This window comes from Pseudarthrobacter raffinosi, assembly GCF_023913835.1.
In the GTDB taxonomy this organism is placed as follows: Bacteria; Actinomycetota; Actinomycetes; order Actinomycetales; family Micrococcaceae; genus Arthrobacter; species Arthrobacter raffinosi.
Map to the genome: position 1 here is coordinate 200,320 of NZ_JAMXBG010000001.1, position 24,482 is coordinate 224,801.

A 24,482-nucleotide genomic window follows, 5' to 3' on the forward strand; every position below is an offset into this window, starting at 1 on the left:
GTGCCGTTACCACCAGCGGTGGCGGCACTCGTCATTTTGGCAAGCCCATTCCGGCAGGCCCCATTCAACCTGGCCGGTCGCGGGATAAATGCGCTGTTCGTGCATCATGACGCAGCCAGCGAATTCGGCTTTCGGGTTTTGCTCCACTGTGTCGCGCATGACCATGCCGTAGATGATGCGCCAAGATTCGTGGCCGCACACCGGGCATCTCCTCGTCGCATTTTTTCTCTTGGTATTTCCATTCTCTGCCATCTTAGAAACGTAGCCTCGGCAGCTGACATTCTGTCGACTTACAAAAAGTTCTAGGGCCCGATAGCTACAAAGGAAACAGGAGCAGCAACCCACGTGACTACCTCTGAACCGCGAATAGCAGTGTTGCCAGATGCGCCCGAAACGAGGCTTTTGGTAGCACTTACCAGTCATGCCTCCGACCTTTCGGAAGCAGCGCATACCCTGCGTAATGCCTTCGAGGCCGGTGAAGGTTCCGAGCTTTGGCTCCCACTGACTTCGCATGCAGTCACTGCTTACATCCGCCCGTTCATCGATTCGAACGTTCGCACACGACTCGACGAAATGCCGGAAATCCCGGCGTTGCCGCCTACCCTGGCTGGGGTGCACGACAAGATACGGAAGTATCGAAACACCACCGTCGCGCACTCACAGTCAGAATTGACCCTGCCGCTACCCGTTGCATTCCTCGATGCCGAGGGATTCGGAGTCAAGGTCAGCGGAATTTCGATCATTCATCCGATGCCTTTGGCAATTGCCGCGAGCTTCTCGGACCTGATCTCAGTAATGGAGGACGTGGTGGACCACGCGACACAGCCAGTCCTCGAGAACCTGCGCGTCTGGTTGCAAGGTCAGGCCCCGGAAACCATCAAAGGTTGGGACCATCCGGAGTTTATCCACGCAACCCACTCGGACTTCAGTGCTGCCACTAGAAGAACGCCGGCGCCTCGGTTTACGGCTTATTGGCACGTGGAGCCCTGACCAACGACGAGACACAACCACCCGCGTATTAGGCCGTCAGCCGCTCCGTTGCGTACTTGTTCAGTGGCACTCCGTGATTGGCAGCCTCGATAGCCAGCTTGCGGTGAAGTTCCGGTGGGACGCGAAGGTTGAGTCTGCCACTAAAGGTTTGGGTTGCAATTGGCTGAGGCACAGGTTCGCCCGACTTGGCGAGGTCATCGATGACATCGGACACTAAGCGTTCTATGCCGCGGAGCGCCTCGAACTGATCCTCATCCAGCCAAGAGAGGGATGGGAACTCAAGAACAGTGGCTACAAACTCTAGATCCTCGGGCGACCACTGGACCGAGTAACGATATTGCGCCACCGGGGACGGTACGGCAACTGCTTTTCTGGTGGACATCTACTTCTCCTTGCTCCGATCGATGGCTTGTCGCATCGCCATGGTGCCAGTTTTGGCACCATTTCTCAAGGCCCCTTGCACCCTCGGGACACTGCTCCGGCACATATGGCAAAGGCGCGCCCGGCCATAGCCGGACGCGCCCTGGGAGTGTCACCGAACCCACCATGGGTTCAAGGCGCCTGATTCAGTCGATGAGCACCGGCTGCTTGGCACCATCCGAAGACTCGACAATGGGCAGAACCTTGCCGGAACGGTGGTGGAGCCAGTTTGCCACCGCCAGAAGCGCCACAAGTCCGAAAGTGCTCAGGAGCTGGGGACGGGAATCCTCGCCGATGAAGCCCACCGTGAAGATCGCCGCAAGGATGAGCAGACCAAAGCACGTGAGCCACGGGAAGCCGGGCATCCGCAGGGGAAGCTCCGTTCCTTCTCGGTCGGCGCGGAGGCGCAGCGCGAGCTGGGCGAGGAGCGCGGACGTCCACACCAGAAGGCACGTCGAACCCACGATGTTGAGCAGGACGGGAAGGACCTTCTCCGGGAAAGCCAACTCCAGCACAACCGTGACAACGCCGAAAGCGACGCTGGCCAGGACGGCGACAACCGGGACCCGTGCCTTGGACACGGAAGCGAGCAGCCGTGGTGCTTCGCCCCGCTCGGCGAGGGAGAACGCCATCCGTGACGCACCGTAGAGGTTGGCGTTGAGGGCGGAGAGCAATGCGGCGACGGCCACCAGGGTGATGGCGGTGGCCGCGCCCGGCATGCCGGCGGCCTCCAACACCGCGGCGAACGGGCTCTTCAGCCCCGCCGAACCCACGGGAACCACGGCCGCGATAACGAAGATCGCACCAATGTAGAAGACCAGGATGCGCCACAGCACCGTGCGGACTGCTGTCCGCACGGTGCGGGCCGGCTCGGCGGTCTCGGCTGCCGCCACGGACACGATCTCGGTGCCGCCGAACGCAAATGCCACCACGAAAAGTGCCGTGGCGATCCCGGCGAAGCCGTCGGGCGCGAAGCCGTCTCCGGTGAAGTTGGAAAGGCCCGGCGACTGCACGCCCGGCAGCCAGCCGAAGAGCAGGGCAGCGCCGACCAGGAGGAACCCGACGATTGCTGCCACCTTGAGCAGGGCGAACCAGAACTCGAACTCGCCGAAGTTCTTCACACTGGTGAGGTTCACGGCGGTAAGCACCACGATGAACACGAATGCCATCAGCCACACCGGCAGGGCCGGGAAAATCGTGGACAGCAGGCCTGCCGCACCGAGCGCTTCGGCCGCGATGACCACCACGAGCTGCAGCCACCAGAGCCAGCCCACCGTGGCGCCGGCCACCGGCCCGTAGGCCTTGGCGGTATAGACAGAGAAGGCGCCGCTGTCCGGGTTGGCGGCGGCCATCTCGCCGAGGGCCCACATCACCAGGATGATGAGGGTGCCGGCCACGAGGTAGGAGATCAGCACGGCCGGCCCGGCGGCCTGGATGCCGGCGCCGGAGCCGATGAAGAGGCCCGCGCCGATGGCGCTTCCGAGCCCCATCATGGTGAGCTGGCGGGGTTTGAGTGCCGCGCCCAGTGCGCGGCCAGACGTCTTTGTCTGTTGTTCCATGGGGAGTCCTCTGGTTTGTAGGTGGAACGGATTGAATTTCAGGTCAGTCGATTTGTCAGGCAGCGTGGGCTTCGAGCAGCCGGAGCACGCGGTCGTTCGAGGCGGGATCGGCAACGGTGATCCGCACGCCGTCGCCCTGGTACGCCCGGACCAGGATGCTGGCGCTGTCGAACGCGTCCACCAGCCTCGCGCAGAGATCGTCATCCGCACGGATCCACAGGAAATTGCCCTGGCTCGGCTGCAGGTTCCAGCCCCGGGCTTCGAGCTGCGCGGCCATGCGGCCGCGCTCCTGCCTGACGGCGGCCACGCGCGCTTCCATCTCCTCCCCCGCGTCCAGCGAAGCGATGGCCGCCGTCTGGGCCATGCCGCTCACAGAGAAGGGAAGGGCGGTCCGGCGCAGTCCCTCGGCGATGCTCGGCGCCGCCACGGCGTAGCCCACGCGCAGGCCGGCGAGTCCGTAGGCCTTCGAGAACGTGCGCAGGATGCAGACGTTCGGGTACTGGCGGTAGAGCGCCAGGGAATCGGGGCCGCTGCCCCCTTCAGCGTATTCCACGTAGGCCTCGTCGATCACCACGAGGATGTCTGAGCGGACGGATTGCAGGAAGGCCTCGACGCGTTCATGGCTGATCGGCACGCCGGTGGGATTGTTGGGGGTGCAGAGCAGGATGACCTTCGTGCGGGCAGTGACGGCCGCGGCCATGGCATCGAGGTCGTGGCCCTCAGCGCCGTCCAGAGGTATGCGGACCGACCGGGCGCCTGCAAGCTCAACCAGGATGGGGTAAGCCTCGAAAGAGCGCCAGGCGAAGATCACTTCATCCCCAGCATCGCAAAGGCCGGTGATGATCTGCTGGAGGACGCCGACGCTGCCGGGTCCCACCGCGACCTCTCCGGCCGTGACGCCGAGGTGGCGGGCAATCCGTTCGCGGAGTTCGACGGCGGCACTGTCAGGGTAGCGGTTCATCGTACCGGCCGCTGCGGCCACCGCGGCGGCGGCAGCGGGCAGTGGCTCGTAGTGGCTTTCGTTGCTGGCGAGGGCTGCGATGTCCGTGCCGGCGCTGCGCCGGCCCGGGACGTAGGGCGGGAGGCCGGCCACCGCGCCACGAAGGGTGGGAAGCGCGGTGTCCGGTGCGGTCAGGATCTGATCACGGGTCATGAGGAACGATCATGTTGTGACCCGGCCCACATTGCAAGATACGCTCAACCCATTGGGACTTCTGCTCAACTTCTACTGTCTGTGGTGAAAATATGACCATCCCGAACCCCCGCACCGTGGATTCCCTCGACGGCAGGATCATCCTGGCCCTCGACAAGGATCCGGAAGCCAGCGCCCTGGCACTCTCGCGGACGCTCGGCGTCGCACGGAACACGGTCCATGCCCGGCTGGCACGGCTGGAGCGCAGCGGCGCCCTCCGCTCCTTCAGCCGGAGACTGGATCCCGCCGCGCTTGGATATGACCTGATGGCCTTCCTCTCACTGTCCATCAGCCAGACGCGGACAGGTGCGGTGGAAGACGGGCTCGCCGCGATTCCGGAGGTCATCGAGGTGCACGCCACCACCGGGGACGCGGACCTCATGGCCAAGGTGGTGGCCCGCAGCACGGCCGACCTCTACCGCATCACCAACCAGATCCTGGAAATCGAGGGGATCCAACGGACCAGCACGGCCATTTCGGTACTGGAACTCATGCCGCCCCGCTACGACGGCCTCCTCAGCCGGCTCTCAGAGCAGGAATCCCGCCCTTCCAGCTAAGGACGGGTGATGCACGCCACAAGTGGGCATATTTTCACTTAGGCCTGCATCGTCCTGCCAAATATCCCAATCAAATTCGCTCCTCTTGCCTATCTTTGAACCAGCCCACAAGATTCCTGCATGACTTCACTTACCGTCTCCGGCCGCGTGGCACAGGTTCTCAGCAGCTACCTCAGCGATGTATTCGGCGTCATGGGCAACGGAAACGTCTACTTCCTGGACGCCGCGGAAAAGCTGGGACTCCGCTTCTCCCCCGTCCGCCATGAAGGCGCCGCCATCGCCGCGGCCGACGCTTACTACAGAACGTCAGGACGTCTCGCAGCGGGCACCACCACCTACGGCCCCGGCTACACCAATGCACTCACCGCCCTCGCAGAGGCGGTCCAGGCCCAGATCCCCGTCGTGCTGGTCACCGGGGACGCTCCGAGCACTGGCGCCCGGCCCCAGGACGTGGACCAGGCGGCAATCGCCGCAGGCCTCGGCGCGGCGACCTTCACCGTCACCCGCGAAGCCGCGGGCTCCATCACACGGCAGGCGGTGGAGTACGCACTCACCAAGCGCACCGCCGTCGTGATTGCCATCCCCTACGACCTCGCGGCACTCGAGGCGGCAGATGAAGAACTTCCGGCGCCGTTGGCACCTCAGGTAACGGACGACGGCGGCGGCGACCTCGTGCAGGTAGCCCGCCTGCTCGCCGGGGCGAAGCGGCCGCTGATCCTCGCCGGCCGCGGTGCGCATCTCGCCGGAGCCGGCCCGGAGCTCCGGGAGCTCGCCGACCGCCTGGGCGCGCTGACCGCCGGAACCGCTCTGGCGCTCAACCTCCTCCAGGGCGAGGGCTACCTCGGCGTCGCGGGCGGCTTCGGCACGGACACCGCGGCCGGGCTCATGGGTGAGGCTGATGTGGTCCTCGTGGCCGGGGCAAGCCTGAGCCCCTTCACCATGCGCTTCGGGCACCTGCTCGGCCCGGACAGCACCGTCATCCAGATCGACGCCGCGCTGCAGCCGACGCACCCCCGGGTGGATACGTTCGTCAGCGCGGACGTGAAGTCTGCCGCGGGACACATCCTCCAGATGCTGGATGGCCCGGCCTCGCCGGACGCCAGCCGCGCAGAAGCCTGGCGTGCGGAAGCCCGCAAGCGCCTGGTCGAAGGACCGGCCCACCACCCTGGCTCCGACGAGACCCCAGACGGCCGGCTGGACCCGCGCTCCCTTGCCACGGCACTGGATGCGGTGCTGCCGGAGCGCCGCACGGTGGTCCAGGACGGCGGCCACTTCGTCGGCTGGGCACCCATGTACTGGCACATCCCGAGGCCCCAGGACCTGGTCATGGTCGGAACCGCCTACCAGGCCATCGGGCTGGGCCTCGCCAGCGCCGTCGGGGCAGCCCGCGCAGTGGAGGACGGCCGCACCCTGGTGCTGGCCTCCGGCGACGGCGGCTTCCTGATGGGCCTCTCCGACCTCGAATCTCTCATTGGCGCGGCACACAGCGCCGTCGTCGTGATCTACAACGATGCCGCCTACGGAGCCGAAATCCACCAGTACGGCTCCCAGGGCCTGACCCAAAAGCCCATGCTGATCCCCGAGGTGGACTTCAGCGGCATCGCCCGGGCGCTCGGTGCCGAGTCGGTGATCATCCGCTCACTGGCGGACCTTGCCGCACTCACGGATTGGATCGATGCCGGCGCCAAGGGAACCTTCGTGGCCGACTGCCGCATCACCTCGAGCGTCCGGGCCCCGTGGCTGAGCGAGTGGATGGCGGCCAAGCAGGAGGCGAAGGCTGCGGTGGCGGGCTAGCTGGAATTCGCAGGTCCACGGCCCAACTACCCCATTTTGCTTCCGTTGATCGCGTCCCCGAGCCAATTCATGCCGCCTCTGATTTATGTGACCAGCGGTGAGCGAATGACTTCCGGTACCTTTAGGCTGGCAGGATTCCGGAACGGCTCAGCAGTGCCCGGGTCTTCGGGTGCTGCGGGGCAGTGAAGATCTGGCTTGGTGGGCCCTCCTCGACGATGATTCCCTGGTCCATGACAACAATTCGGTCGGCAATTTCCCGGGCGAACTGCATTTCGTGGGTGACGATGACCATGGTGGTTCCCTGCTGGGCGATTTTCTTGATGACGGAGAGGACTTCGCCCACCAGTTCCGGGTCCAGTGCCGATGTAGGTTCGTCGAAAAGCATGACGCTGGGTTCCATGGCGAGAGCACGGGCGATAGCAACGCGCTGCTTTTGGCCGCCGGAGAGCTTGCTGGGGTAGTTCTCCATCTTGTCGCCTAGTCCCACCATTTCGAGGTTGGGGACGGCTATATTGCGGGCCTCTGAGGCGGAGAGCTTTTTCACGTCCCGCAACGGTGCCATGACGTTGCCCAGGGCCGTCTTGTTGAGGAACAGGTTGAAGTGTTGAAAGACGAACCCGATGTCGGTGCGCTTTTGGGCGGTAATCGAGGCTTTTTCGGCGATCAGTCCGCCGTCGCGTTCTTCGTAGCCGATCAGGTGCCCGTTGACGTAGATCCGCCCGGCTTCGATGGTTTCCAGTTTGTTGATACAGCGCAGCAGGGTGCTCTTACCGGATCCGCTGGACCCCAGGATCGCGATGGTTTCGCCGCGGTGGACCACCAGGTCCACGCCCTTGAGCACTTCCACCCGTTTTTCCACGTGGGGGCGCCCCGTCAGCCGGCTCCATAGCGTCCGCTTTGTTTCCGAGACGAAAGTTTTGTGGACGTCGCGGACCTCGATGATGGTGTCGTCAGCCATTGGCCCGGGCCTTTCGTTCAAGCACTACCACGATGCGCGAAAGCGGCAGGCTGATAATCAGATAGAGAATGGCCGCGGCGGTATAGATGGCCGTGGTCTGGAAGGTCTGGCTGTTGAGGATGTTGGCTGTCTTCAGGATCTCGGTCACGGCGATCACCGAGGTCAGCGCGGTGTCCTTGACCATCGCGATGAAGTAGTTGCCGATTGGCCCCATGGAAACAACGAATGACTGCGGAATGACCACTTTCCAAAGGGTTTTGGTAGGTGTGTATCCGAGCGAGAGGGCGGCCTCGGTTTGGCCGTGTTCCACGGACAGGATGGCGGAGCGGAAAACTTCTGAGAGATAGGCGGCGTAGTTCAGGCCCAGGCCCAGGATGCCGGCCGGAACCGGTTCGATGGACACCCCGATGCTGGGAAGCACGAAGAAGATGTAGACCAACTGCACCAGCAGCGGGGTTCCACGGATCACTTCGAGGTAGAAGGTGGCTATTCCGCGGAGGATTTTGATGTTGGAGATCCGCGCCAAGGCAATCAGGAGGCCGAGGACTAGCGCCAGCGCCATGGCGCCGAGGGCAAGTTGGACGACAACGGGCACGGCAAAAAGGAGGGCAGGGAACACGGCGAGCGTGTTGGTGATGAAGTCCATGAAGGAATCCCTAAGTCAAGGGTCGGGCAGGGCCGGCGGAGCCGCGGCATTAGCGAATGCCCGCCGGCCCTGCGTGAGTTGAAATCTACTTGACCATGTTGGCTTCACCGAGGCCGTACTTCTTGAGGATCTCAAGGTACTTGGGCGAATTCTTGAGCTCAGTCAGTCCCGAGTTCAGGTCCTGCAGCAGCTGCGTATCGTCCTTGCGCACTCCGGCTCCGATGATGCCCGGGTAGAACGGCTCATAGGGGTCGACGAGCTTGAGCTTGGGGTTCGGTTTCTGGACGAGGCTGTAACCGATGACGGCGCTGTCCGTGAACACGGCGTCGACCTGTTTGTTTTCCACTGCTGCGAGCAGGGCCGCCTGCGAGTCGAAGAGCTTGACCTGGCTTCCGCCGAGGCTGTCCACGAGGTCCTTGAATACCGTGCCGGTCTGAGCGCCGAGCACCTTGCCCTTGACGTCGTCGCGCGAGGCCAAAGTGGAATCCGCGGGAACCACCATGGCCTCACCCTCGGTGTACCAGGGCTCGGTGAAGTTGATCTCCTTCTTGCGATCGTCGGTGATGTACATCGCATCCACGATGACGTCGGCCTTCTTCGCGTTCAGCGCCGCAATCAGCGTGGCGAACTCCGAGGTGAAGACTTTGACCTTCCATCCCTTCGCCGCGGCGATGGCGTTGATCATTTCCCCGTCGATGCCTTTGAGTTCACCGGTTGCCTGGTCGGTGTAGGAGAAGGGGGCGTCGTTGGAGGTGGCGATGGTAATGGTCTTCTGTTCGGCCCCGCCGGTGCTGGACCCGCCGCCGCTTCCTGAGCCGCAAGCGGTCATGGCCAGGGCGACAGCTACGCCCATAGGCACCAATGCAGCAAACCGCTTGCGGAGCATATTTTTGTTCATCGTGAAGTGCCTTCGTTAGTGATGGTTTTTATCGGTTGAAGCGGTCGAGCCGCAGGGTAGCAGTGGCCTTGTGAGCCTCCATGCCTTCGAATCCGGAGATCGTTGCCACGTAGTTAGCCAGGCGCGGAGTGGCGTCTTTTTCGACCCGCTGAAACGTCAGCGGTTTCAGGAAGCGGGATACCGAGAGCCCTGCCGAGGACCGGGCGCCGCCACCAGTGGGCAGGACATGGTTGGTGCCTGAGGTGCCCTTGTCTGAGTAGGCAACCGTGGACCACGGACCCAGGAAGATGGAGCCGTAGTTTTGCAGGTTCGCATGGTAGTAGGAATCGTCGGACGTTTGAATCTCGAGGTGTTCCGGCGCCAGCAGGTCCATGATCTGCACCGCCGTCGCGCGGTCCTCGGCGACGTAAACGGTGCCGTAGTCCCGCCACGCCGGGCCGGCGATGTCCCGGGTGTCCAGCGTCCGCAGCTGCTTGCTGATATGCCGCATGACCTCCTCGCCGAACTCCTGGGATGTGGTCACCAGGGATGCCGGTGATTGCGGTCCGTGTTCGGCTTGGCCGAGAAGGTCCGCAGCCACAAGCTCCGCATCCGCCGTTTCGTCAGCGATCACGGCGACTTCGGAGGGGCCCGCAAGGAGATCAATGCCGACGCGCCCGAACAGCTGGCGTTTGGCCTCAGTTACGTAGGCGTTGCCTGCGCCCACCAGAATATCCGCGGGCTGCTCACCCAGCAGGCCGAAGGCCATCGCCGCCATCGCCTGTACGCCGCCCACGGTAAACGCCCGGTCAACGCCAGCGAGGTAGGCGGCGTAGAGTACAGCCGGGTGCCCGCCGGGTCCCGTGGGCGGGGTACAGGCGACGACGCTGGGAACGCCGGCGGCTTTGGCAACCCCCACGGTCATGAAGGCACTGGCGAGGATGGGGAACCTGCCCGCCGGCAGGTAGGCCCCCACTCTGGCAACAGGAACGTACTTTTGTCCTGTGAAAACCCCGGGGAGGAGTTCGGTTTCGAAATCCGTCAGGTGTTCGCGCTGCTCGACGGCGAACAGCCGGGTCCGCTCGGCACTGGCCATGAGGGCCTCACGCAACTCGGCGGACAGTGAGTCCCCGGTCTTGGCCAGGTCTTCCGGGCTGACCTCGAGGCTTTGACCGGACCAGGCGTCGAGTTGCCGTGAGTATTTGACGACGGCGTCGATCCCGTTTCTCTCTATGTCGCCGAGCATGACCGAAACGGTTTCAATGACTTCCGGCAGTCGCTGGGCGGGGACGCCCCCTACAGCTGGGCTCTTCAGCGTGGTGAAGTTTCCCCGAATGTATGCCCTGTCACGTTCAGCTATTTGCATGGGTCACAACGTACGCGCCCCGGAAGCATAGCACAATGGGGCCTTTGCATATACCAGTCATAGGGTCACCCTATAGGCTGGGGGCATGACACTGGCGCAGCTTCGGGCCTTTCTGGCCGCCTATGAGCTTGGTTCCTTTACCGCGGCAGCACGAAAGTTGGAAACAAGCCAAGCTTCCGTCTCAGAGCTCATCAACAGGCTCGAACAGGAGCTGGCCCACAGCCTTTTTACCCGCGGAGGGCGCCGTCTAATCCCCACTACGGCTGCCGTGGAATTGCAGCAGCACGCACAGCGATCTGTGACGTCGTTTGACAACGGGGTGGAAGCCTTGAAATCCATGTCCTCCCTGGAAGGAGGCGTATGCACCTTCGGAGTGCTGCGGTACGGAGCGCACTACGATCTCGCGGACCTCGTCCAGCGATTCCACCGGCGGTATCCCAAGGTAAAAGTGCGCCTGGTGGGCCTGAACTCCGTCGCTGTGGCTGAATCCGTGGCGTCCGGTGAGATCGAGGCAGGGCTCATCGTTCTTCCTGTGGTCGAAACGGGACTGCAGGTAAGGCCGCTCTTCCGGGACCAGGTTTTTTACGTCTCGGCCACGCGCGATCCGTCACAGGGTCCCATGACCATGCAGGAGCTCGCGGCGTCAAAGCTGGTGCTCTACGACGCATTTGCCGGTTGGCGGGACCCCACGCGCCGGCAGATTTTGGAGCGCGCCATGCTCAAGGGCCTCAAGATCGATCCCGCAATTGAAGTGGAGCACGTCGATACCGCCCTTGGGCTCGTGGCCGCCGGAGCCGCGGACACCTTCGTTCCCCAAGCGATCGTCAATGGAGCCGGATTCCCGAAAAACATTAAAGCAGTTCCTTTTGCCGAACCCCTGTACGACACCATTGCCCTCATCCAGCGTGAAGCATCGTATCTCTCGCCAGCGACACGAAAAATGGCGCAGATGGCCGAGCGCACGCTGCTGGCCAAGGTTGACCCGGAACAGAACGTCCGCCGGCAGATTCGGAATTGACAAAGGGCGGCGATTTGGTCCGAAGAATGGGGAGGAACAAAGAGCGTCAGCCTCAACGACTCGATCACTCGCTGGCGCTGGTCAGCGAAGTCGTGGGTGGTCATGGATCGGGTCGTCACACCGGCTTTGAATCAGGTTGACCTACTCAGGTGGGCCCCGATCAGACTGCACTTTCACCCCAAGGCGGGCTCAAGTCAGATTGACATTCTCATATGCTCGGCACAAGCCGTTCCGAGCCCGTCTCGAGTTCCCGGAGGGGGACCACGAGCCGATGGAGCTCGAACACCTGCTTCAGGTGGCCGTCGGCAATGGCCGGCATTACGGCGGCGGCAACACGGTCTCCCCGACGTCAGGGATCGACGATCACACTCTTGACATCTACGCAATCCTGGCGGCGCCGCTCCGGGAGCACGTGAATATCGCACGGTTGCTCAAGGACGGAAGTTTCGTCGAACACGACCGGGTGCACCACCTGACCAGCCGACGTGTCCGGCTGGTCACCGAGCAGCCGCTGCCGGTGAACCTCGACGGCGAGATCGCGACGACCACGCCCACCGACTTCACGGTCCAGCGCAACGCCGTCCACGTCGTGGTTCCTCAGAGCAGCAACAGCGCGTTGTTCGACGGACCGGGCGCCGCGAACTGGCCGTCCGTTTGAAAGCTCATGAGCACACCGGCCCACAGCCCGGTTTCTTTCTTTGGCCAGTCGGCCCGTCCTTCCGGCGTTGTTTCCGAAACACTCACGCCTCCGGCACCTCCCCCCTTGTTGGTGAGGCAAGTCACGTAACCGTTTACGTAAACCGTTTACGTGCCTGTCCCCAGACCGCAGTAAAGCCAAGGAGATCCAGTGCAGATTTAATCAAGGGCTGCTCAAGGTCTACGCAACTTTCACCGAGCAATCGGAGAACGTACTTCTGCGCACCTTATCCCCGTGAAGAATTGGGTCATCAGGCAGGCTGGATGACGCATCCAACCTTGCCGAACTGAATTCATCAAGGGGGAAATAGTTTGAAGCTCACAACAACTCTGGCCAGCGGCGCACTCTTGTGTCTGGCCCTTTCGAGCTGTGCCGCGGGATCGCCGCAATCAGTTCCGGCCGTAACGCACACCGTTACACAGACGGCTACAGCAACCGCCACAGTCACAGCCGAGCCTGTTGCACCCGTCGTAGTGGCGGTCCCGGTTCCGGCTCCTGCGGCTCCAACGACTGCGATTATTCCTGGCAACGTTGCCGGAATGAATGCAGAGGCGCTCGACGACGACCTATCCGCTCTGGGCTTCAAGAAAGTCGTCTACAACGCTGATACTGGCAAGACCGTGCTGTTGCTCAGCAACTGGACGGTTACAGGGATAGACAACGCCGGGGCAGAGCAGGCTGTCGACAAGGCAGTAGTAGTTCACGTGACGAAGTAGTTGCCGCTCGTCCCCAAAGTACCCACCGTGCGGTGCCTTGGGGACTTGGTACTCTCGGCGACGCACCAGGACGCCGTCTCGACGTCGAGCGCAACTATTGGGGGACGAATGACAATTCCGAACATTTTGGATGAGGACCATATCGATGCCGCAGCCAAACTGCTGCGTGCCTACTACAATGATCTTTTCGCTTCAGAGATGCCGAGGACCGGCAGCCGCTTCGACAGCTGGGCCGGTGGTGGTGATGCGGCGGGCGTGGCCAACCGCGTGGTCTCAGATGATCCGGTCGCAGTCTCATTGCTGTCGGTCAAGATTCCAGCCCGGGCCGCTGTCGGCATACTTGAAACGCATGGTCCGGAGATTACTGATCATCTCAAGCAACTGCCATTAAACGTCGACCTGGCGGATCTGACCCCTGACGAGTTCGACAAGTATCTTGGTACAGGGAGCCCCGGAATGTGCCTATGGCACGTGCTCAGGGCGACGACAACCGGACGATGGGGTATCGGCGAAACTAAGGCCAGTAAGATCATGGCCCGAAAGCGCCCCCAGCTAATCCCCATCTACGATTCAATCGTGGGTCCACTAATGGGGCTGCCCAAGAACTCCGTGGGTCAGTGGAAGAAGTGGCACACGGCCTTAATTGACGGCACAGGCCTCACTCACCGGCTTCAAGAAATTCGAAGGCTCTCTGGAATTTCCGATCCGATTTCCGACATTCGTGTCATGGACATCGTGCTCTGGATGTACAGAAAGGAGACCGCAGCCTCGTGAAAAGGACCAGGCAAGGGCCGGAGCTCACGGACAACTATGCACAGTTCGTCGAGCAACTGACGGCCGCTTCGAAAAAGCTACAGGCACGTCATGACTCACTGAACCGGACACTTGAAATAATCACTTTGCTGTTCAAACAGAACGTGCTCGGTCTCAGGCTCTGGGAAGAACGACGCATCAAGCTCAGCAAGTTAGTTGCGAAAGATGCCATTTCGCTGGACACGGCAAACTCGCTGCGCGAGCTCCATGACGTTGCCCTCAGGATGGAATCAATGTTCCTGCTCCGCAGCCAGCGCATCGACGAGAAAAAATCAACTGTTAGCAGCCATGTTGATGAAATCAACAAGTCGCTTCTCGATCTGGACAGAAGCAAGCTCAATCTCCTTTCGTCCCGGATGACAATGCGCGATCGCGAGAAGCTCAACGAGGCCGTCGCAGGTGTTGCCGGGACACCCCAAGGAGCGAACACGGCATCATCCGATCCGGGCCTTCGAGATGACCTCAACGAGGCCCGTAGGGCTATGATCCTGGCCGAAGCACTACTGGAGCTGAAAGGGAAATGACGGTGACACAAACGCAGTCGGAGAAGATCGTCATCAGAAGTTTCACTTCTGCGCAGTGGGATGGCAGTAGCATGCCCAAACCCGTGACCGTCTTTGCCAAATTCCGGGGGAAGCGGCTGTGGGCTGGCATCATAGCCTTCGTCATCCTCTGCAACCTCGGAGTTTTCGGGACGGTGGTGATCGTTCTTGCATTCATCGGCTTTGTCATAGCGATGATCAGGTCAACGGGAAAGCTTTCGCCCCAACAGGCGTTTATGAGCGACCTCATGGCAGAGGTGAATGACACCGTTGTTGTGCTCACCGACAACGCGGATGCAAGGCTGTCCATGAAAGATCTGGTGGCTCTGCGGGGTTCCGACCGGGATATTCCGTTGCCGGTCAACGGCGTATCAGGTCTAAATTTGCGCGTCGTCAGCGACAGACCAGGTGCGGAGCGCATAGCAGCGATAGCCCGAACGGACGACAGGGTACGGACAACAAGAGTTATTGTCACTGCTACTGCACCCGATTATGGCACCGCCAGCTTCGACCGGCTGCTTCAGACCACACTCGACGCAGACTGACAGGACCACCGTAATCGGCATGCCCAAGGTTGGCACCACCCTCAAGCTCCAGGCTTGGGGTCCCTTGTCCCGGCCGAGCCCGTATTGCGTTGCTAGGCAGCCAGCAATGGGAGCGATGACGGAAACAACAGAGGGACAGCAGACTGTCGAAGTTGCCCGTTCCAAGGAGCTGATCCGCGTCCCCGCGTGGGAAGCCAAGTACAGGCTGAGCGACAACCCCGCCTGCGCACCCTCATGGAGGAACGCGGCCTGAAGGCGCCCCTCCATCTCCGGCGCCCGCTGGCAGGCGTCGCAACGGTGATTCCGGGCTACTCGAGGAAGCAGGCGGCCGGAAGCTTAAAGCCGCATTGTCACGGACACAGGCCTGGACGCCGAGCACATCTCACGAGATCTAAACACCCTTCCGCTTCCACGCCACCGCCAACCCCAGCACCACGGCGCCCAGCCCCAGCATCACCAGGACCATCAGCCCCCAGTTCGCCTGGTTCACTCCGGGCCCGTACAGCACACCGATCAGCACCGTCGCCGTGATGGCGCCGAGGTAGCGCGGGCTCATGGGCGAGGCCGATGTGGTCCTCGTGGCCGGCGCGCGCCTCAGCCCCTTCACCCTGCGGTTCGGGCACCTGCTCGGCCCGGACACCACAGTCATACAGATCGACACCGCCCTGCAGCCGACCAACCCCCGCGTGGATACATTCGTCAGCGCAGACGTGAAGTCCGCTGCCGAACACATCCTGCGGATGCTGGATGGCGGAACTTCGAGTGAAGCCTGGCGCGCGGAAGCCCGCAAACGCGTGGCCGAAGGACCGGCCCAGACCGCGGACGGCCGGCTGGACCCGCGCGCCCTGGCCACAGCATTGGACGCCGGGCTGCCGGAGCGCCGCACGGTGGTCCAGGACGGCGGGCACTTCCTCGGCTGGGCACCCATGTACTGGCGGATCCCGCGGCCCCAGGACCTGGTGATGGTGGGGACCGCGTTCCAGTCCATCGGGCTGGGACTCGCGAGCGCCGTCGGGGCTGCCCGCGCCGTGGAGGACGGCCGCACCCTGGTGCTGGCCTCGGGCGACGGCGGTTTCCTGATGGGACTGTCCGACCTCGAATCGCTGATTGGCGCGGCACACAGCGCCGTCGTCGTGATCTACAACGATGCCGCCTACGGAGCCGAAATCCACCAGTACGGCTCCCAGGGCCTGACCCAAAAGCCCATGCTGATCCCCGAGGTGGACTTCAGCGGCATCGCCCGGGCGCTCGGTGCCGAGTCGGTGATCATCCGCTCACTGGCGGACCTTGCCGCACTCACGGATTGGATCGATGCCGGCGCCAAGGGAACCTTCGTGGCCGACTGCCGCATCACGTCGAGCGTCCGGGCCCCGTGGCTGAGCGAGTGGATGGCGGCCAAGCAGGCGGCGAAGGCCGCGGTGGCGGGGTAGCTGCCCGGATGGCACGAAAAAGGAGACCGACGACGACACCCAGTGTCGCCGTCGGCCTCCTTTTATGCCGGCGGTGGTGCTATCCCCCGCAGGCTCTGGACCCTAGGCCGCCGTTGGAAGCGTTACGTAGCTGCCCTCGATGACGCTGGCGGCAACAACGGGAGTGCCGTCTACTGTGACATAGCTGCCACGGGTGACGGGGGGCAGGTTTCGGGCGCCAGCGACGGTGACATAGCTTCCCTCGACGCCGGCGGGGACGCTGCCGGCGGGGAGAGTCACGTAGCTGCCGCCGCGCACTGCGGTGTCAGGGACAGCGCTAGCGGTAGCGGCCTGAAGGGTGGTTTCGGTGGTGGATGAGGAGGTTTCGGGGCGTTCGGTCAGCAAAGTCATGGGTTCTCCGTGGGGTTTCGGGATGAGTGCCATACAGGTTCTTGTGCCGCTCAAGCAGGAGGGCGGTTGCGCGTTATGTCGCTTGCCCCGCTGGCCCGGGTATGTTCACCGGTGCGGTACTCAAGGGCTACGGTGGCCTGTACCTAACTTTACGGCTTATTCTGAGCTACTCAAAATAAGGTGGGAAGGCTCACGTTTACGCAAGGCACCTGTTCGCCATCCGATGCGGGGACTAGTCTGATCCGCATCAACGTCCACCGCCGTCAAGGAGCCGTCATGGCCGGGTTTGTGCAGATCATCGAATTCAAGACCTCCCGTATCAAAGAGATTGAAGAACTGGGCCGTCCCTCAAGAACCGAGGGGAGCGCTCCGGCCACGTTCCGCCGGATTGTTGCCACGGCGGACAGGGACCACCCGGGCACCTACTTCACCATCGTCGACTTCGAATCCTTTGAGTCGGCGATGGAGAACTCCGGCCGGCCGGAAACGTCAGAGTTCGCTGTCAAAATGGCGGAACTGTGCGACGGACCCGTGATCTTCCACAATCTGGATGTCATGTGGGAGGACACCGGAGACGGCGCGGGCAACGGCTAGCCAGCTTCAGCAGGCCGCCTGACGGGGCACCGGCGCAACCTTCCCGGAACCGTGGCGGCGAAACCCCTAGCCTTGGAACATCGGATACTTCCGGTTAATCCTTGAAAACCACCCCGGAAAGGCATGCACCCATGCGGATACTCGTCGTCGGAGCCGGAGCCACAGGCGGGGCGTTCGGTACGCTCCTGCAGGAAGCCGGACGAGATGTCACCTATTTGGTGCGTCCGCGCAAGCAGGAGGTCCTTCGCCGCGACGGGTTACGCTTCATTTCCCCCACCGCTGACCGGACGCACCCGGTAAAAACCATCACCGCTCCGGACGGGTCAGAGGCCTTCGATCTGATCCTCGTCACGGTCAAAGCCACCGCGTTCGAGGGCGTAGTCGGCGAGATTGGCGCCTTCGTCGGGCCCGGAACGAGCATCATTCCCATCCTCAACGGCATGGCCCATGTGGACCGGCTTGAGCAGTTGTACCCGGGCAAGGTGCTCGGCGGCCTGGCCCGGATCGTCGCCACTCTCGACGGCGATGTGGTCCGCCAGCAGATGCCCCTCACGTCCCTCACGGTGGGCGGGCTGAGCGGAAACCCTGTCCCTACGGATGTTTCCGAAGCTCTGGACGTGCCCGGCGTCGACTTCTCGGTAGTGGACAACATAGCCGGCGCCCTGTGGGAGAAATGGGTATTCATCGCGGCCGCAGGAATCGTCAACTGCCTGTTCCGGGCGCCGGTTGGACGGATCATCGAGGCCGGCGGGCGGTCCAGGATCCTGGAGGCCATTAGTGAAACCGAAGCGGTGGCGGCGGCGGCAGGACATCCCGTTTCCGACGCCGGTCATGCACAGGCGGTCGGCATCCTGACTGAACCGGCGTTCACTTCCTCCCTGTACCGGGACCTCAGCGCGGGGCTCCCGTCGGAGGCCGAGCACATCCTCGGCGACCTTGCCGGCAGAGCCCGCAGCTTCAATGTCCCTACGCCTCTGTTGGAGCTCACCCTCATCCAGATCAGGGCCGGCCTCCCGGCCTGAACCGTTCCGGCGCGGCCAGCACGCGGCGGAGCCAGCGACCGGAGCGGGCGAGGTGATCAACCGGCGACGCCGTGCTCTTCCCGCTGCACCGAAAGACCGGACAAGACTGCCGCATCACATCGAGCGTCCAGGCCCCGTGGCTGAGCGAGTGGATGGAGGCCTCGCAGGCGGCGAAGGCGGCGGTGGCGGGCTAGCAGCAATTCACAGGTCCACCGCCTAACATGTCCACATGAAGGCTGCCCGGGACGCACGCTCTGCCGCCGTTGTTATCAACGCCGGATCACGCCGAGGGGCGGCACCCGAACTTGCCGTGGACACAATGCGCCAGGCAGGCGTGCCCATTTCCTCGGTGCACCGCGTGCTGTCCGGGGCAGACCTGGCCGGAACGTTTGACCGGGTGCTTGCGGACGGGCACGACCTGGTCGTAGTTGGTGGCGGCGACGGGACTGTGTCCTACGCCGCCGGCCGGGTTGCCGGCACCAACGTTGTGCTCGGCGTTCTTCCGCTGGGCACCGCCAACGACTTCGCCCGTACGCTGGAGATACCCAACAACCTTGCCGAGGCCTGCGCCGCCATCGCCGACGGGAAAGTAGTGGACATCGACCTCGGCCGGGCCAACGGTGAGCCCTTCCTCAACGTCGCGTCCGTGGGCCTGTCGGTGGCTGTCACCGAAGCTCTCAGCCCCCGCCTGAAGCGGTACATCGGGCCATTGGCCTACAGCATCGCCACGCTAACGGCTTATGCCCGGCACAAGGCGTTCCGGGCCCGTCTCGAGTTCCCCGACGGGGACCACGAGCCGATGGAACTCGACAGCCTGCTTCAGGTGGCCGTCGGCAACGGCCGGCATTACGGCGGCGGCAACACGGTCTCGCCGACGGCAGGGATCGACGATCACACCCTCGACATCTACGCGATCCTGGCGGGGCCACTCCGGGAGCATGTGAGTATCGCGCGGTTGCTCAAGGACGGAAGCTTCATCAAACACGACCGTGTGTACCACCTGACCAGCCGACGTGTCCGGCTGGTCACCGAGCGGCCGCTGCCGGTGAACCTCGACGGCGAGATCGCGACAACCACGCCCACCGACTTCACCGTCCAGCGCAACGCCGTCCACGTGGTGGTACCCCAGAGCAGCACCAGCGCGTTGTTCGACGGACCGGGCGCCGCGAACTGGCCGTCCATTTGAGAGCCCCCTTGGGTGCGAGCTAAGGTGCGGGGTCGGCGTTGCGTTTGGCCGCGTGGTGGCCGCCTATTGCGGCGCGGATGTCGCCCTCCTCGTGCTTGCCCTTCTCCTTGCCGAACGGCAGAGCCTTGAGCAGCGGATGCACGATGGCCATCACCACGAGGCCCCAGGCGAGTCCGATGACGGCCGAGCACAAGGTGTTCACGAGCCAGGCCAGGAAGCCGCCCACCACCGCGATCCCGGCGAAGGGGTGCTCGAGGACGTGGACTATGTCGTAGGGCGCGTGCCAGCCGAGGTCGTGTGCACCCTGCAGCATGATGTGGCCACCCACCCAGAGCATGGCGATTGTCCCGATAAAGGTTATCCCGGCCAGCACGGCGGGCATCCCCTTGACGAGCAGCTCACCGGTGCGCTGGGAGCCGGCGGAATCTTTAGCGGCCAGGTGCATCCCAATGTCGTCCATCTTGACAATGAGTGCGACGGCACCATAGACGGCCACCGTGATCACCAGGGCCACGACCACCAGGATAATCGCCCGGGACAACAAGGAATCCTGGGCCACCTCATTCATCGAGATAACCATGATCTCGCAGGAGAGGATGAAGTCGGTGGTGATGGCGCCCTTGATGACCTTGTCCTCGGCCTCCGGGCCGCGTTCAACCGCCGGCGCATCTTCCTCTGCGGCGTGGTGGCCGCGGAGCTTGTGCCAGACCTTCTCGGCGCCTTCGTAGCAAAGGTAGGTCCCGCCCAGCATGAGGATGAACGGGATGGCCCATGGGACGAAGGCGCTGACGAGCAGCAGTGCCGGCAGGATGATCAACAGCTTGTTGCGGAGCGAGCCCCAGAAGATCTTCTTGATCATCGGCAGTTCGCGGGACGGGTCCGCCCCGGACACGTACTGCGGGGTGACGGCGGCGTCGTCGATGACGACGCCGGCGGCCTTGACCCCCGCCTTGGCGGCTCCGGCCGCGACGTCGTCCACCGAGGCGGCGGCTATGCGGGCCAGGGCTGCGACGTCGTCGAGCAGGGCGACGAGACCGCCGCTCACAGATCGGCCCCGAGCTGCTCGAGGGCGGACGGCTGAGTGTAAATACCTAGATCAAGGCGCGAGATTGGCATGCTCCGAGTCTATTGCGGCGGACAGCCGGCCGAACAACCCCGTGTAACCTCCGCTCCGCGTTAACCTCCCCTCCAACTCAAGGCCCCAAGCGCGCAACCTCCCCTTCCTAGGGTGGACGGGTCACCGGCCATCAGCCGGTCCCCGTCACCCCAGGAGGAAACCACCCATGCGCCCAGTCCTGACCGCAGCGGCAGCCGCCGCCCTGATCGCCGCCCTGGCGAGCCCCGCCGTCGCCGCCCCGGAAAACGAAGCCGGCACGCCGTCGTCGAACGCTGCCGGAACCGCCACGTCCGCGATCAAGGTGAACGAGCGCAACGGCTCCTTCGACCTGCAGAGCCACCGCGGCGGCCGCGGCGAGTGGACCGAGGAGTCCCTGGCCGCGTTCGCGAACTCCCTGGCGCTGGGCGTGACCACCCTGGAGTTGGACACCCACCTGACCGAGGACGGCAAGGTCATCGTGTGGCACGACGACACCATCCAGGCCAACAAGTGCGCGGACACCGCCCCCGCCACCGCCGGCGACCCCGAGTTCCCGTACGTCGGCGACCGGGTGGCCGAGCTGTCACTGCCGCAGGTCAAGACGCTCAACTGCGGCTTCGTGCAGCTGCCTGGCTACCCGGAGCAGGACATCATCGAGGACAACCGGATCGCCGAGCTCAAGGACGTCTACCAGCTGGTCCGCGACACCAACGCCGCCAAGGTCCGCTTCAACGTGGAGACCAAGGTGGAGGATATCCAGATCGGCGGTGCGGGCATGGAGTCCCTCACCCGGGCCGTGGTGGCCGAGATCCAGGCTTCAGGCATGGCGGACCGGACCACCCTGCAGTCCTTCGACTGGTCATCGCTGAACCTCACCAAGGAGATCGCGCCCGAACTCCCGCTGGTGGCGCTCTCCAGCGGCGACGCCTGGATGGGCGTGGGCCAGCCCGGCGCCAGCCCCAACCTGGGCGGCATCGACATCGACGACTACAACGGTTCCCTCCCCAAGGCGGCAGCCGCGCAGGGGTACGACGTCGTCTCCCCCACGTTCCGCTCCGTCACCTCTGCGATGATCGCCGAAGCCCACGAACTGGGCCTGCCCGTCATCCCGTGGACCGTGAACACCACCGCGGACATGGAACGCCTGATGGACCTGGGCGTGGACGGCATCATCACCGATTACCCCACGCGCATGCGCACCCTCATGGAGGAACGCGGCCTGAAGCTGCCCAAGTCTTACGCGACGAAGGGCTAGACTCCCTGCCTTTGAGTGCGCGCCGGGCGGCAGCTTTTCGAAGCTGCCGCTAGGCGCCCTTCCGCTTCCACGCCACCGCCAACCCCAGCACCACGGCGCCCAGCCCCAGCATCACCAGGACCATCAGCCCCCAGTTCGCCTGGTTCACGCCCGGCCCGTACAGCACACCGATCAGCACCGTCGCCGTGATGGCGCCGAGGTAGCGGCAGGTCTGGAAAATACCGGCCGCCACTCCCCTCTCCTCCGGCCGGGCAGACACGTACAGGCCCTGGTTCGACGCCGTGCTCACCACGCCGTACGGCACACCCATTAACGCGGTCAGCATAAACACCAAAGGCGGCCACAGGGACAACGTCAACGCCCCCAGCCCGCCCGAGGCCACCAGCAGGATCAGCGCACCGGCGATCATCACCGAACGCACGCCGAACCGCTCAATCAGCCGTACCGTCACCGGCGTGACCAGCACGGACATTGCCGCCAGGGGGAACATCAGCAGGCCCACCAGCCCGGCGTCGTAATGTCCTGCCTCCTGCAGCAGCTGCGGCAGGCCGAAGAACGCAAAGTAGTAGACACTGCTGAAGACGACGAACACCAGATACACCAGCAGCAGCGGCCGGTTCCGGCCCAGCAGCCGCAGGTCCAGGAACGGCGGACGGAAGCGCAGCTCCCGCCACGCGAACAGGGCGGCAATGACGGTCGCGGCGCCCAGGAGCCACCAGCGGTATCCCGGCATCACGTTCAGCAGCGCCATCATCGCGAGCATCAGCGAGGCGACGAAGGCCAGGATGCCGGGGATGTCGGAGTCACGGATCAAGGTTGAGAGCTTCCCGGTTTCGCGCCCGGAATCGGCCGGCGCCACCCGGTGCACCACAATCAGCGCCAGCAGCGCGAGCGGCACGTTGACGGCGAACAGCGCCTGCCAGCCCAGCAGGCTCACCAACAGACCGCCGACGACGGGTCCCACCGCGGCCGCCGATGTGTTCGCCATCTGGATCCGGCCCAGCGGGCGGGTGGACGGCAGCTTCGCCAGCCGGCTCAGTTCGGTGACCATCACGACGGCGGACGGGTACGCCGTCGCGGTCCCCACGGCCATGAGCGCGCGGGCCACGCAAACCAGCGCGAAGTTGGGCGCAAACGGAGCCAGCGCACACGTCACCGCCACCAGGGCCATTCCGAACGTGAACAGGCGGCGCGGCCCGAAGCGGTCCGCGAGCCTGCCCATGAGCGGCTGCCCGGCTGCGGACGCGAGGTAGAACGAGGTGATCACCCAAGTGACGGTGGCGACGTCGAGCGCGAAATCCTCCCGCAGGACCACCAGCGCGACGGCGATCATGGACGAGTTCAGCGGGTTCAGGGAGGTGCCGAGGCTGAGCGCAGCGATCGCGAGGCCGGGACGGGGTTTGTTCGTCACGCCCCTAAGTCTGGTGCATCGTTGCCTTGGGTCACGGACCTACTCCGGGGCGTGCGGCGAGTCGAGCTCGCCCCAAACCGGCGAAAGGCTCACCACCCCCTGGGCGCCGGCGCTGGCCAGCCTCGTGCCCCGGTCACATCCCGGGCATCAGCCCAAGCTGCCCCATCAGTGCGGCAACATCCGGGTGGGCGCGGAACGAGGTGATCTTTCCGTCGGTGACGGAGGCGAAATAGGTTCCTGTTCCCACTACGGATTTGCCAGTGGCCGGAATTTCCTGGTCCCCCATCCGCACCGGCCCGGTGTTCGTGCCGGTGAACTCCACTTCCGCCGCCACCTCGTCATCACTGATCACCCGCCGGGTGGCCCGGATGCGCATATCCGGAAACGCCATGAACCAGGTGTCCATGTAGGCCCGGACCTGCTCCCGCGTGCGGAACGGCTCGGGGGCCATCACGTCCGTAAAAGTGAAATCATCGGCCAGCAGGTCGGCGAACGCCGCCGTATCGTGCTGGTCCCAGGCCGCCATTCCGCGGTCGTCAAGCTGCTCTACTTCGGCGCGTGACATCACACATCTCCTCCTTGAAATGTCCTGATGCGCCTCATGTTAGACCGCTGGAACCCGTAGTCAATGGTTAGTTACTACCTGGGCGCAGGTCAGTCGGATGGCGCCCGCACCCAACCCTGGTACCGCCGTCGTACTCTCCCTTATTCCGGGGCGTGTGGTGCGTTCAGTTCGCCGGCAATCTTTACTTCCACCGCCGCTACCGTGGCCTCGGGCAGGACGATGAGACCGTCCAGTTCCCGCCGGGCGCGCTTGTATGCGGTCTGCCGTTCGGCAGGTGTCGCCGCGTTGTCGGAGGCGATGTTGAGCAGCTTCCTGGCCGTTGCCAGCCGCTGGCGTTCGGGCCCCGTGAAGTTGCTGTCCTTGGTCCGCTTGGCTTCCCGCTCGGCGACGTCGAACGCCAGCTCGGAAGCTGTGCACGGCCGCCCGGTATTCCGTCAGCCGGGCGGCCGTCGTAATCTCCTCCGGCTTGGCCGGCCGCAAACCGTCGGCCTCCCGCTTGGCCCGGAGGAAGGCGACCGTCAGGGGTTCGCGCACATCCGTCATGACCGGGAAATCGATAAGTTTCCCCACGTCGAGCTCGTAGTCCAGCCACCGCCGGTTCACGGCATCATGCGCTGCCACCAGGGCGGCGACCTGGGCCTGGCTGGCTTGTTCCGCCTGGACCGCCTGGTTCTTGAGCTTGTACAGCTCCAGACGGCGACGGTGCCGGCGTTCGCTGGCCTTGGAGCACTGCCTTGCCCACCCTCCGGCCATTCCGCCGAGAGGGAAGACGAGCCACCAGTAGTGGCGAAGGAAGTCAAAGAATTGGTCCACGGATTCATCGTCCCACCTGCGCCCGCCCAC

Annotated in this window: 27 protein-coding genes and 2 pseudogenes; 15 read left to right on the top strand and 14 right to left on the bottom strand. The window is 63.9% G+C overall.

The window, feature by feature from the left end:
* Nucleotides 1–6: 6 nt before the first annotated feature.
* Nucleotides 7–252 carry a hypothetical protein gene (locus tag NG697_RS00855; protein WP_252613294.1) on the bottom strand — a complete coding sequence of 82 codons (246 nt, stop codon included), beginning with the start codon at nt 250–252 and terminating at the stop codon, nt 7–9.
* 93 nt (nt 253–345) lie between these two features.
* Here NG697_RS00855 and NG697_RS00860 point away from each other — a divergent pair, with 93 nt between their 5' ends.
* The gene (locus NG697_RS00860; RefSeq protein WP_252613296.1) at nt 346–990 is read left to right on the top strand and encodes a hypothetical protein; all 645 of its coding nucleotides are present in this window, start codon (nt 346–348) and stop codon (nt 988–990) included.
* 28 nt (nt 991–1,018) lie between these two features.
* Here NG697_RS00860 and NG697_RS00865 read toward each other — a convergent pair whose 3' ends face one another.
* From NG697_RS00865 to hisC, 3 genes are all read right to left on the bottom strand, one after another.
* Entirely contained in the window at nt 1,019–1,372 is a 354-nt protein-coding gene (locus NG697_RS00865; RefSeq protein WP_252613298.1) for a type II toxin-antitoxin system HicB family antitoxin, read from the bottom strand.
* Between the two features lie 184 nt (nt 1,373–1,556).
* On the bottom strand, nt 1,557–2,969 hold the full coding sequence (locus NG697_RS00870) for an amino acid permease (protein WP_252613301.1): 1,413 nt from the start codon (nt 2,967–2,969) through the stop codon (nt 1,557–1,559).
* A gap of 55 nt (nt 2,970–3,024) precedes the next feature.
* Nucleotides 3,025–4,122, bottom strand: a complete 1,098-nt coding sequence (gene hisC / locus NG697_RS00875) for a histidinol-phosphate transaminase (protein ID WP_252613303.1) — start codon at nt 4,120–4,122, stop codon at nt 3,025–3,027.
* Between the two features lie 92 nt (nt 4,123–4,214).
* Here hisC and NG697_RS00880 point away from each other — a divergent pair, with 92 nt between their 5' ends.
* Together NG697_RS00880 and NG697_RS00885 are read left to right on the top strand one after the other, a co-directional pair.
* Complete coding sequence (locus NG697_RS00880) at nt 4,215–4,718, top strand: Lrp/AsnC family transcriptional regulator (protein WP_252563665.1); 504 nt, start codon at nt 4,215–4,217, stop codon at nt 4,716–4,718.
* Between the two features lie 120 nt (nt 4,719–4,838).
* Nucleotides 4,839–6,512: a thiamine pyrophosphate-binding protein gene (locus NG697_RS00885; protein ID WP_252613311.1), complete on the top strand. Its 1,674-nt coding sequence runs from the start codon at nt 4,839–4,841 to the stop codon at nt 6,510–6,512.
* A gap of 121 nt (nt 6,513–6,633) precedes the next feature.
* Here the strand turns inward: NG697_RS00885 and NG697_RS00890 are convergent, their stop codons facing one another.
* From NG697_RS00890 to hisD, 4 genes are all read right to left on the bottom strand, one after another.
* Nucleotides 6,634–7,470 (bottom strand): amino acid ABC transporter ATP-binding protein, encoded by an 837-nt coding sequence (locus NG697_RS00890; protein WP_104173460.1) that lies wholly within the window; start codon nt 7,468–7,470, stop codon nt 6,634–6,636.
* A complete protein-coding gene (locus NG697_RS00895; protein WP_104173461.1) occupies nt 7,463–8,116 on the bottom strand; it encodes an amino acid ABC transporter permease in 654 nt (217 codons plus the stop codon). The genes NG697_RS00890 and NG697_RS00895 overlap by 8 nt, the downstream gene beginning before the upstream one ends.
* 85 nt (nt 8,117–8,201) lie before the next feature.
* Nucleotides 8,202–9,014: an ABC transporter substrate-binding protein gene (locus tag NG697_RS00900; RefSeq protein ID WP_104173462.1), complete on the bottom strand. Its 813-nt coding sequence runs from the start codon at nt 9,012–9,014 to the stop codon at nt 8,202–8,204.
* Between the two features lie 28 nt (nt 9,015–9,042).
* Nucleotides 9,043–10,359 carry a histidinol dehydrogenase gene (hisD, locus tag NG697_RS00905; RefSeq protein WP_252613314.1) on the bottom strand — a complete coding sequence of 439 codons (1,317 nt, stop codon included), beginning with the start codon at nt 10,357–10,359 and terminating at the stop codon, nt 9,043–9,045.
* Nucleotides 10,360–10,444: 85 nt separating this feature from the next.
* On the opposite strand from hisD, the gene NG697_RS00910 reads away from it, so the two are divergent.
* From NG697_RS00910 to NG697_RS00940, 7 genes and pseudogenes are all read left to right on the top strand, one after another.
* Nucleotides 10,445–11,377 (top strand): LysR family transcriptional regulator, encoded by a 933-nt coding sequence (locus NG697_RS00910; protein ID WP_252613316.1) that lies wholly within the window; start codon nt 10,445–10,447, stop codon nt 11,375–11,377.
* Between the two features lie 208 nt (nt 11,378–11,585).
* A pseudogene (locus tag NG697_RS00915) lies at nt 11,586–12,035 on the top strand (diacylglycerol kinase); the annotation flags it as partial.
* Nucleotides 12,036–12,385: 350 nt separating this feature from the next.
* Nucleotides 12,386–12,790 carry a hypothetical protein gene (locus NG697_RS00920; RefSeq protein ID WP_252613318.1) on the top strand — a complete coding sequence of 135 codons (405 nt, stop codon included), beginning with the start codon at nt 12,386–12,388 and terminating at the stop codon, nt 12,788–12,790.
* 108 nt (nt 12,791–12,898) lie between these two features.
* Nucleotides 12,899–13,564 carry a DUF6308 family protein gene (locus NG697_RS00925; RefSeq protein ID WP_252613319.1) on the top strand — a complete coding sequence of 222 codons (666 nt, stop codon included), beginning with the start codon at nt 12,899–12,901 and terminating at the stop codon, nt 13,562–13,564.
* Complete coding sequence (locus NG697_RS00930; RefSeq protein ID WP_252613321.1) at nt 13,561–14,127, top strand: hypothetical protein; 567 nt, start codon at nt 13,561–13,563, stop codon at nt 14,125–14,127. The genes NG697_RS00925 and NG697_RS00930 overlap by 4 nt, the downstream gene beginning before the upstream one ends.
* An 83-nt stretch (nt 14,128–14,210) precedes the next feature.
* Nucleotides 14,211–14,690, top strand: a complete 480-nt coding sequence (locus NG697_RS00935; protein WP_252613323.1) for a hypothetical protein — start codon at nt 14,211–14,213, stop codon at nt 14,688–14,690.
* A 115-nt stretch (nt 14,691–14,805) separates the two neighbouring features.
* The gene (locus tag NG697_RS00940) at nt 14,806–14,943 is read left to right on the top strand and encodes a hypothetical protein (RefSeq protein ID WP_252613325.1); all 138 of its coding nucleotides are present in this window, start codon (nt 14,806–14,808) and stop codon (nt 14,941–14,943) included.
* Nucleotides 14,944–15,081: 138 nt separating this feature from the next.
* Here NG697_RS00940 and NG697_RS00945 read toward each other — a convergent pair whose 3' ends face one another.
* The gene (locus tag NG697_RS00945; RefSeq protein WP_252613327.1) at nt 15,082–15,246 is read right to left on the bottom strand and encodes a hypothetical protein; all 165 of its coding nucleotides are present in this window, start codon (nt 15,244–15,246) and stop codon (nt 15,082–15,084) included.
* Here NG697_RS00945 and NG697_RS00950 point away from each other — a divergent pair.
* Nucleotides 15,245–16,120, top strand: a complete 876-nt coding sequence (locus NG697_RS00950; RefSeq protein ID WP_252613329.1) for a thiamine pyrophosphate-dependent enzyme — start codon at nt 15,245–15,247, stop codon at nt 16,118–16,120. The genes NG697_RS00945 and NG697_RS00950 overlap by 2 nt on opposite strands.
* 102 nt (nt 16,121–16,222) lie before the next feature.
* On the opposite strand, the gene NG697_RS00955 is transcribed toward NG697_RS00950, so the two are convergent.
* Nucleotides 16,223–16,510: a hypothetical protein gene (locus NG697_RS00955; RefSeq protein WP_252613331.1), complete on the bottom strand. Its 288-nt coding sequence runs from the start codon at nt 16,508–16,510 to the stop codon at nt 16,223–16,225.
* 276 nt (nt 16,511–16,786) lie between these two features.
* Between NG697_RS00955 and NG697_RS00960 the strand changes: the two genes are divergently transcribed.
* The 3 genes from NG697_RS00960 (at nt 16,787) to NG697_RS00970 (ending at nt 19,312) form a co-directional block, all read left to right on the top strand.
* Nucleotides 16,787–17,104: a hypothetical protein gene (locus NG697_RS00960; protein WP_252613333.1), complete on the top strand. Its 318-nt coding sequence runs from the start codon at nt 16,787–16,789 to the stop codon at nt 17,102–17,104.
* 131 nt (nt 17,105–17,235) lie between these two features.
* A complete protein-coding gene (locus NG697_RS00965; RefSeq protein WP_252613342.1) occupies nt 17,236–18,126 on the top strand; it encodes a 2-dehydropantoate 2-reductase in 891 nt (296 codons plus the stop codon).
* Nucleotides 18,127–18,355: 229 nt separating this feature from the next.
* A complete protein-coding gene (locus tag NG697_RS00970; protein WP_252613344.1) occupies nt 18,356–19,312 on the top strand; it encodes a lipid kinase in 957 nt (318 codons plus the stop codon).
* Nucleotides 19,313–19,331: 19 nt separating this feature from the next.
* Here NG697_RS00970 and NG697_RS00975 read toward each other — a convergent pair whose 3' ends face one another.
* Complete coding sequence (locus NG697_RS00975; RefSeq protein ID WP_252613346.1) at nt 19,332–20,357, bottom strand: DUF808 domain-containing protein; 1,026 nt, start codon at nt 20,355–20,357, stop codon at nt 19,332–19,334.
* Between the two features lie 238 nt (nt 20,358–20,595).
* Here NG697_RS00975 and NG697_RS00980 point away from each other — a divergent pair, with 238 nt between their 5' ends.
* Complete coding sequence (locus NG697_RS00980) at nt 20,596–21,663, top strand: glycerophosphodiester phosphodiesterase family protein (protein ID WP_252613348.1); 1,068 nt, start codon at nt 20,596–20,598, stop codon at nt 21,661–21,663.
* Nucleotides 21,664–21,712: 49 nt separating this feature from the next.
* Here the strand turns inward: NG697_RS00980 and NG697_RS00985 are convergent, their stop codons facing one another.
* The 3 genes and pseudogenes from NG697_RS00985 to NG697_RS00995 form a co-directional block, all read right to left on the bottom strand.
* Nucleotides 21,713–23,074, bottom strand: coding sequence for an MFS transporter (locus NG697_RS00985; protein WP_252613350.1), 1,362 nt, complete (start codon nt 23,072–23,074; stop codon nt 21,713–21,715).
* A 133-nt stretch (nt 23,075–23,207) separates the two neighbouring features.
* Nucleotides 23,208–23,639 carry an ester cyclase gene (locus tag NG697_RS00990; RefSeq protein WP_252608706.1) on the bottom strand — a complete coding sequence of 144 codons (432 nt, stop codon included), beginning with the start codon at nt 23,637–23,639 and terminating at the stop codon, nt 23,208–23,210.
* A gap of 140 nt (nt 23,640–23,779) precedes the next feature.
* A pseudogene (locus NG697_RS00995) lies at nt 23,780–24,452 on the bottom strand (hypothetical protein).
* Nucleotides 24,453–24,482 lie beyond the last annotated feature (30 nt).

Coding starts and splice junctions, on each gene's coding strand:
- NG697_RS00855 (WP_252613294.1), bottom strand. CDS start 252: ATGGCAGAGAATGGAAATACCAAGAGAAAAAATGCGACGAGGAGATGC.
- NG697_RS00865 (WP_252613298.1), bottom strand. CDS start 1,372: ATGTCCACCAGAAAAGCAGTTGCCGTACCGTCCCCGGTGGCGCAATAT.
- NG697_RS00870 (WP_252613301.1), bottom strand. CDS start 2,969: ATGGAACAACAGACAAAGACGTCTGGCCGCGCACTGGGCGCGGCACTC.
- hisC (WP_252613303.1), bottom strand. CDS start 4,122: ATGACCCGTGATCAGATCCTGACCGCACCGGACACCGCGCTTCCCACC.
- NG697_RS00880 (WP_252563665.1), top strand. CDS start 4,215: ATGACCATCCCGAACCCCCGCACCGTGGATTCCCTCGACGGCAGGATC.
- NG697_RS00885 (WP_252613311.1), top strand. CDS start 4,839: ATGACTTCACTTACCGTCTCCGGCCGCGTGGCACAGGTTCTCAGCAGC.
- NG697_RS00890 (WP_104173460.1), bottom strand. CDS start 7,470: ATGGCTGACGACACCATCATCGAGGTCCGCGACGTCCACAAAACTTTC.
- NG697_RS00895 (WP_104173461.1), bottom strand. CDS start 8,116: ATGGACTTCATCACCAACACGCTCGCCGTGTTCCCTGCCCTCCTTTTT.
- NG697_RS00900 (WP_104173462.1), bottom strand. CDS start 9,014: ATGAACAAAAATATGCTCCGCAAGCGGTTTGCTGCATTGGTGCCTATG.
- hisD (WP_252613314.1), bottom strand. CDS start 10,359: ATGCAAATAGCTGAACGTGACAGGGCATACATTCGGGGAAACTTCACC.
- NG697_RS00910 (WP_252613316.1), top strand. CDS start 10,445: ATGACACTGGCGCAGCTTCGGGCCTTTCTGGCCGCCTATGAGCTTGGT.
- NG697_RS00925 (WP_252613319.1), top strand. CDS start 12,899: ATGACAATTCCGAACATTTTGGATGAGGACCATATCGATGCCGCAGCC.
- NG697_RS00940 (WP_252613325.1), top strand. CDS start 14,806: ATGACGGAAACAACAGAGGGACAGCAGACTGTCGAAGTTGCCCGTTCC.
- NG697_RS00950 (WP_252613329.1), top strand. CDS start 15,245: ATGGGCGAGGCCGATGTGGTCCTCGTGGCCGGCGCGCGCCTCAGCCCC.
- NG697_RS00945 (WP_252613327.1), bottom strand. CDS start 15,246: ATGAGCCCGCGCTACCTCGGCGCCATCACGGCGACGGTGCTGATCGGT.
- NG697_RS00955 (WP_252613331.1), bottom strand. CDS start 16,510: ATGACTTTGCTGACCGAACGCCCCGAAACCTCCTCATCCACCACCGAA.
- NG697_RS00960 (WP_252613333.1), top strand. CDS start 16,787: ATGGCCGGGTTTGTGCAGATCATCGAATTCAAGACCTCCCGTATCAAA.
- NG697_RS00965 (WP_252613342.1), top strand. CDS start 17,236: ATGCGGATACTCGTCGTCGGAGCCGGAGCCACAGGCGGGGCGTTCGGT.
- NG697_RS00970 (WP_252613344.1), top strand. CDS start 18,356: ATGAAGGCTGCCCGGGACGCACGCTCTGCCGCCGTTGTTATCAACGCC.
- NG697_RS00980 (WP_252613348.1), top strand. CDS start 20,596: ATGCGCCCAGTCCTGACCGCAGCGGCAGCCGCCGCCCTGATCGCCGCC.
- NG697_RS00990 (WP_252608706.1), bottom strand. CDS start 23,639: ATGTCACGCGCCGAAGTAGAGCAGCTTGACGACCGCGGAATGGCGGCC.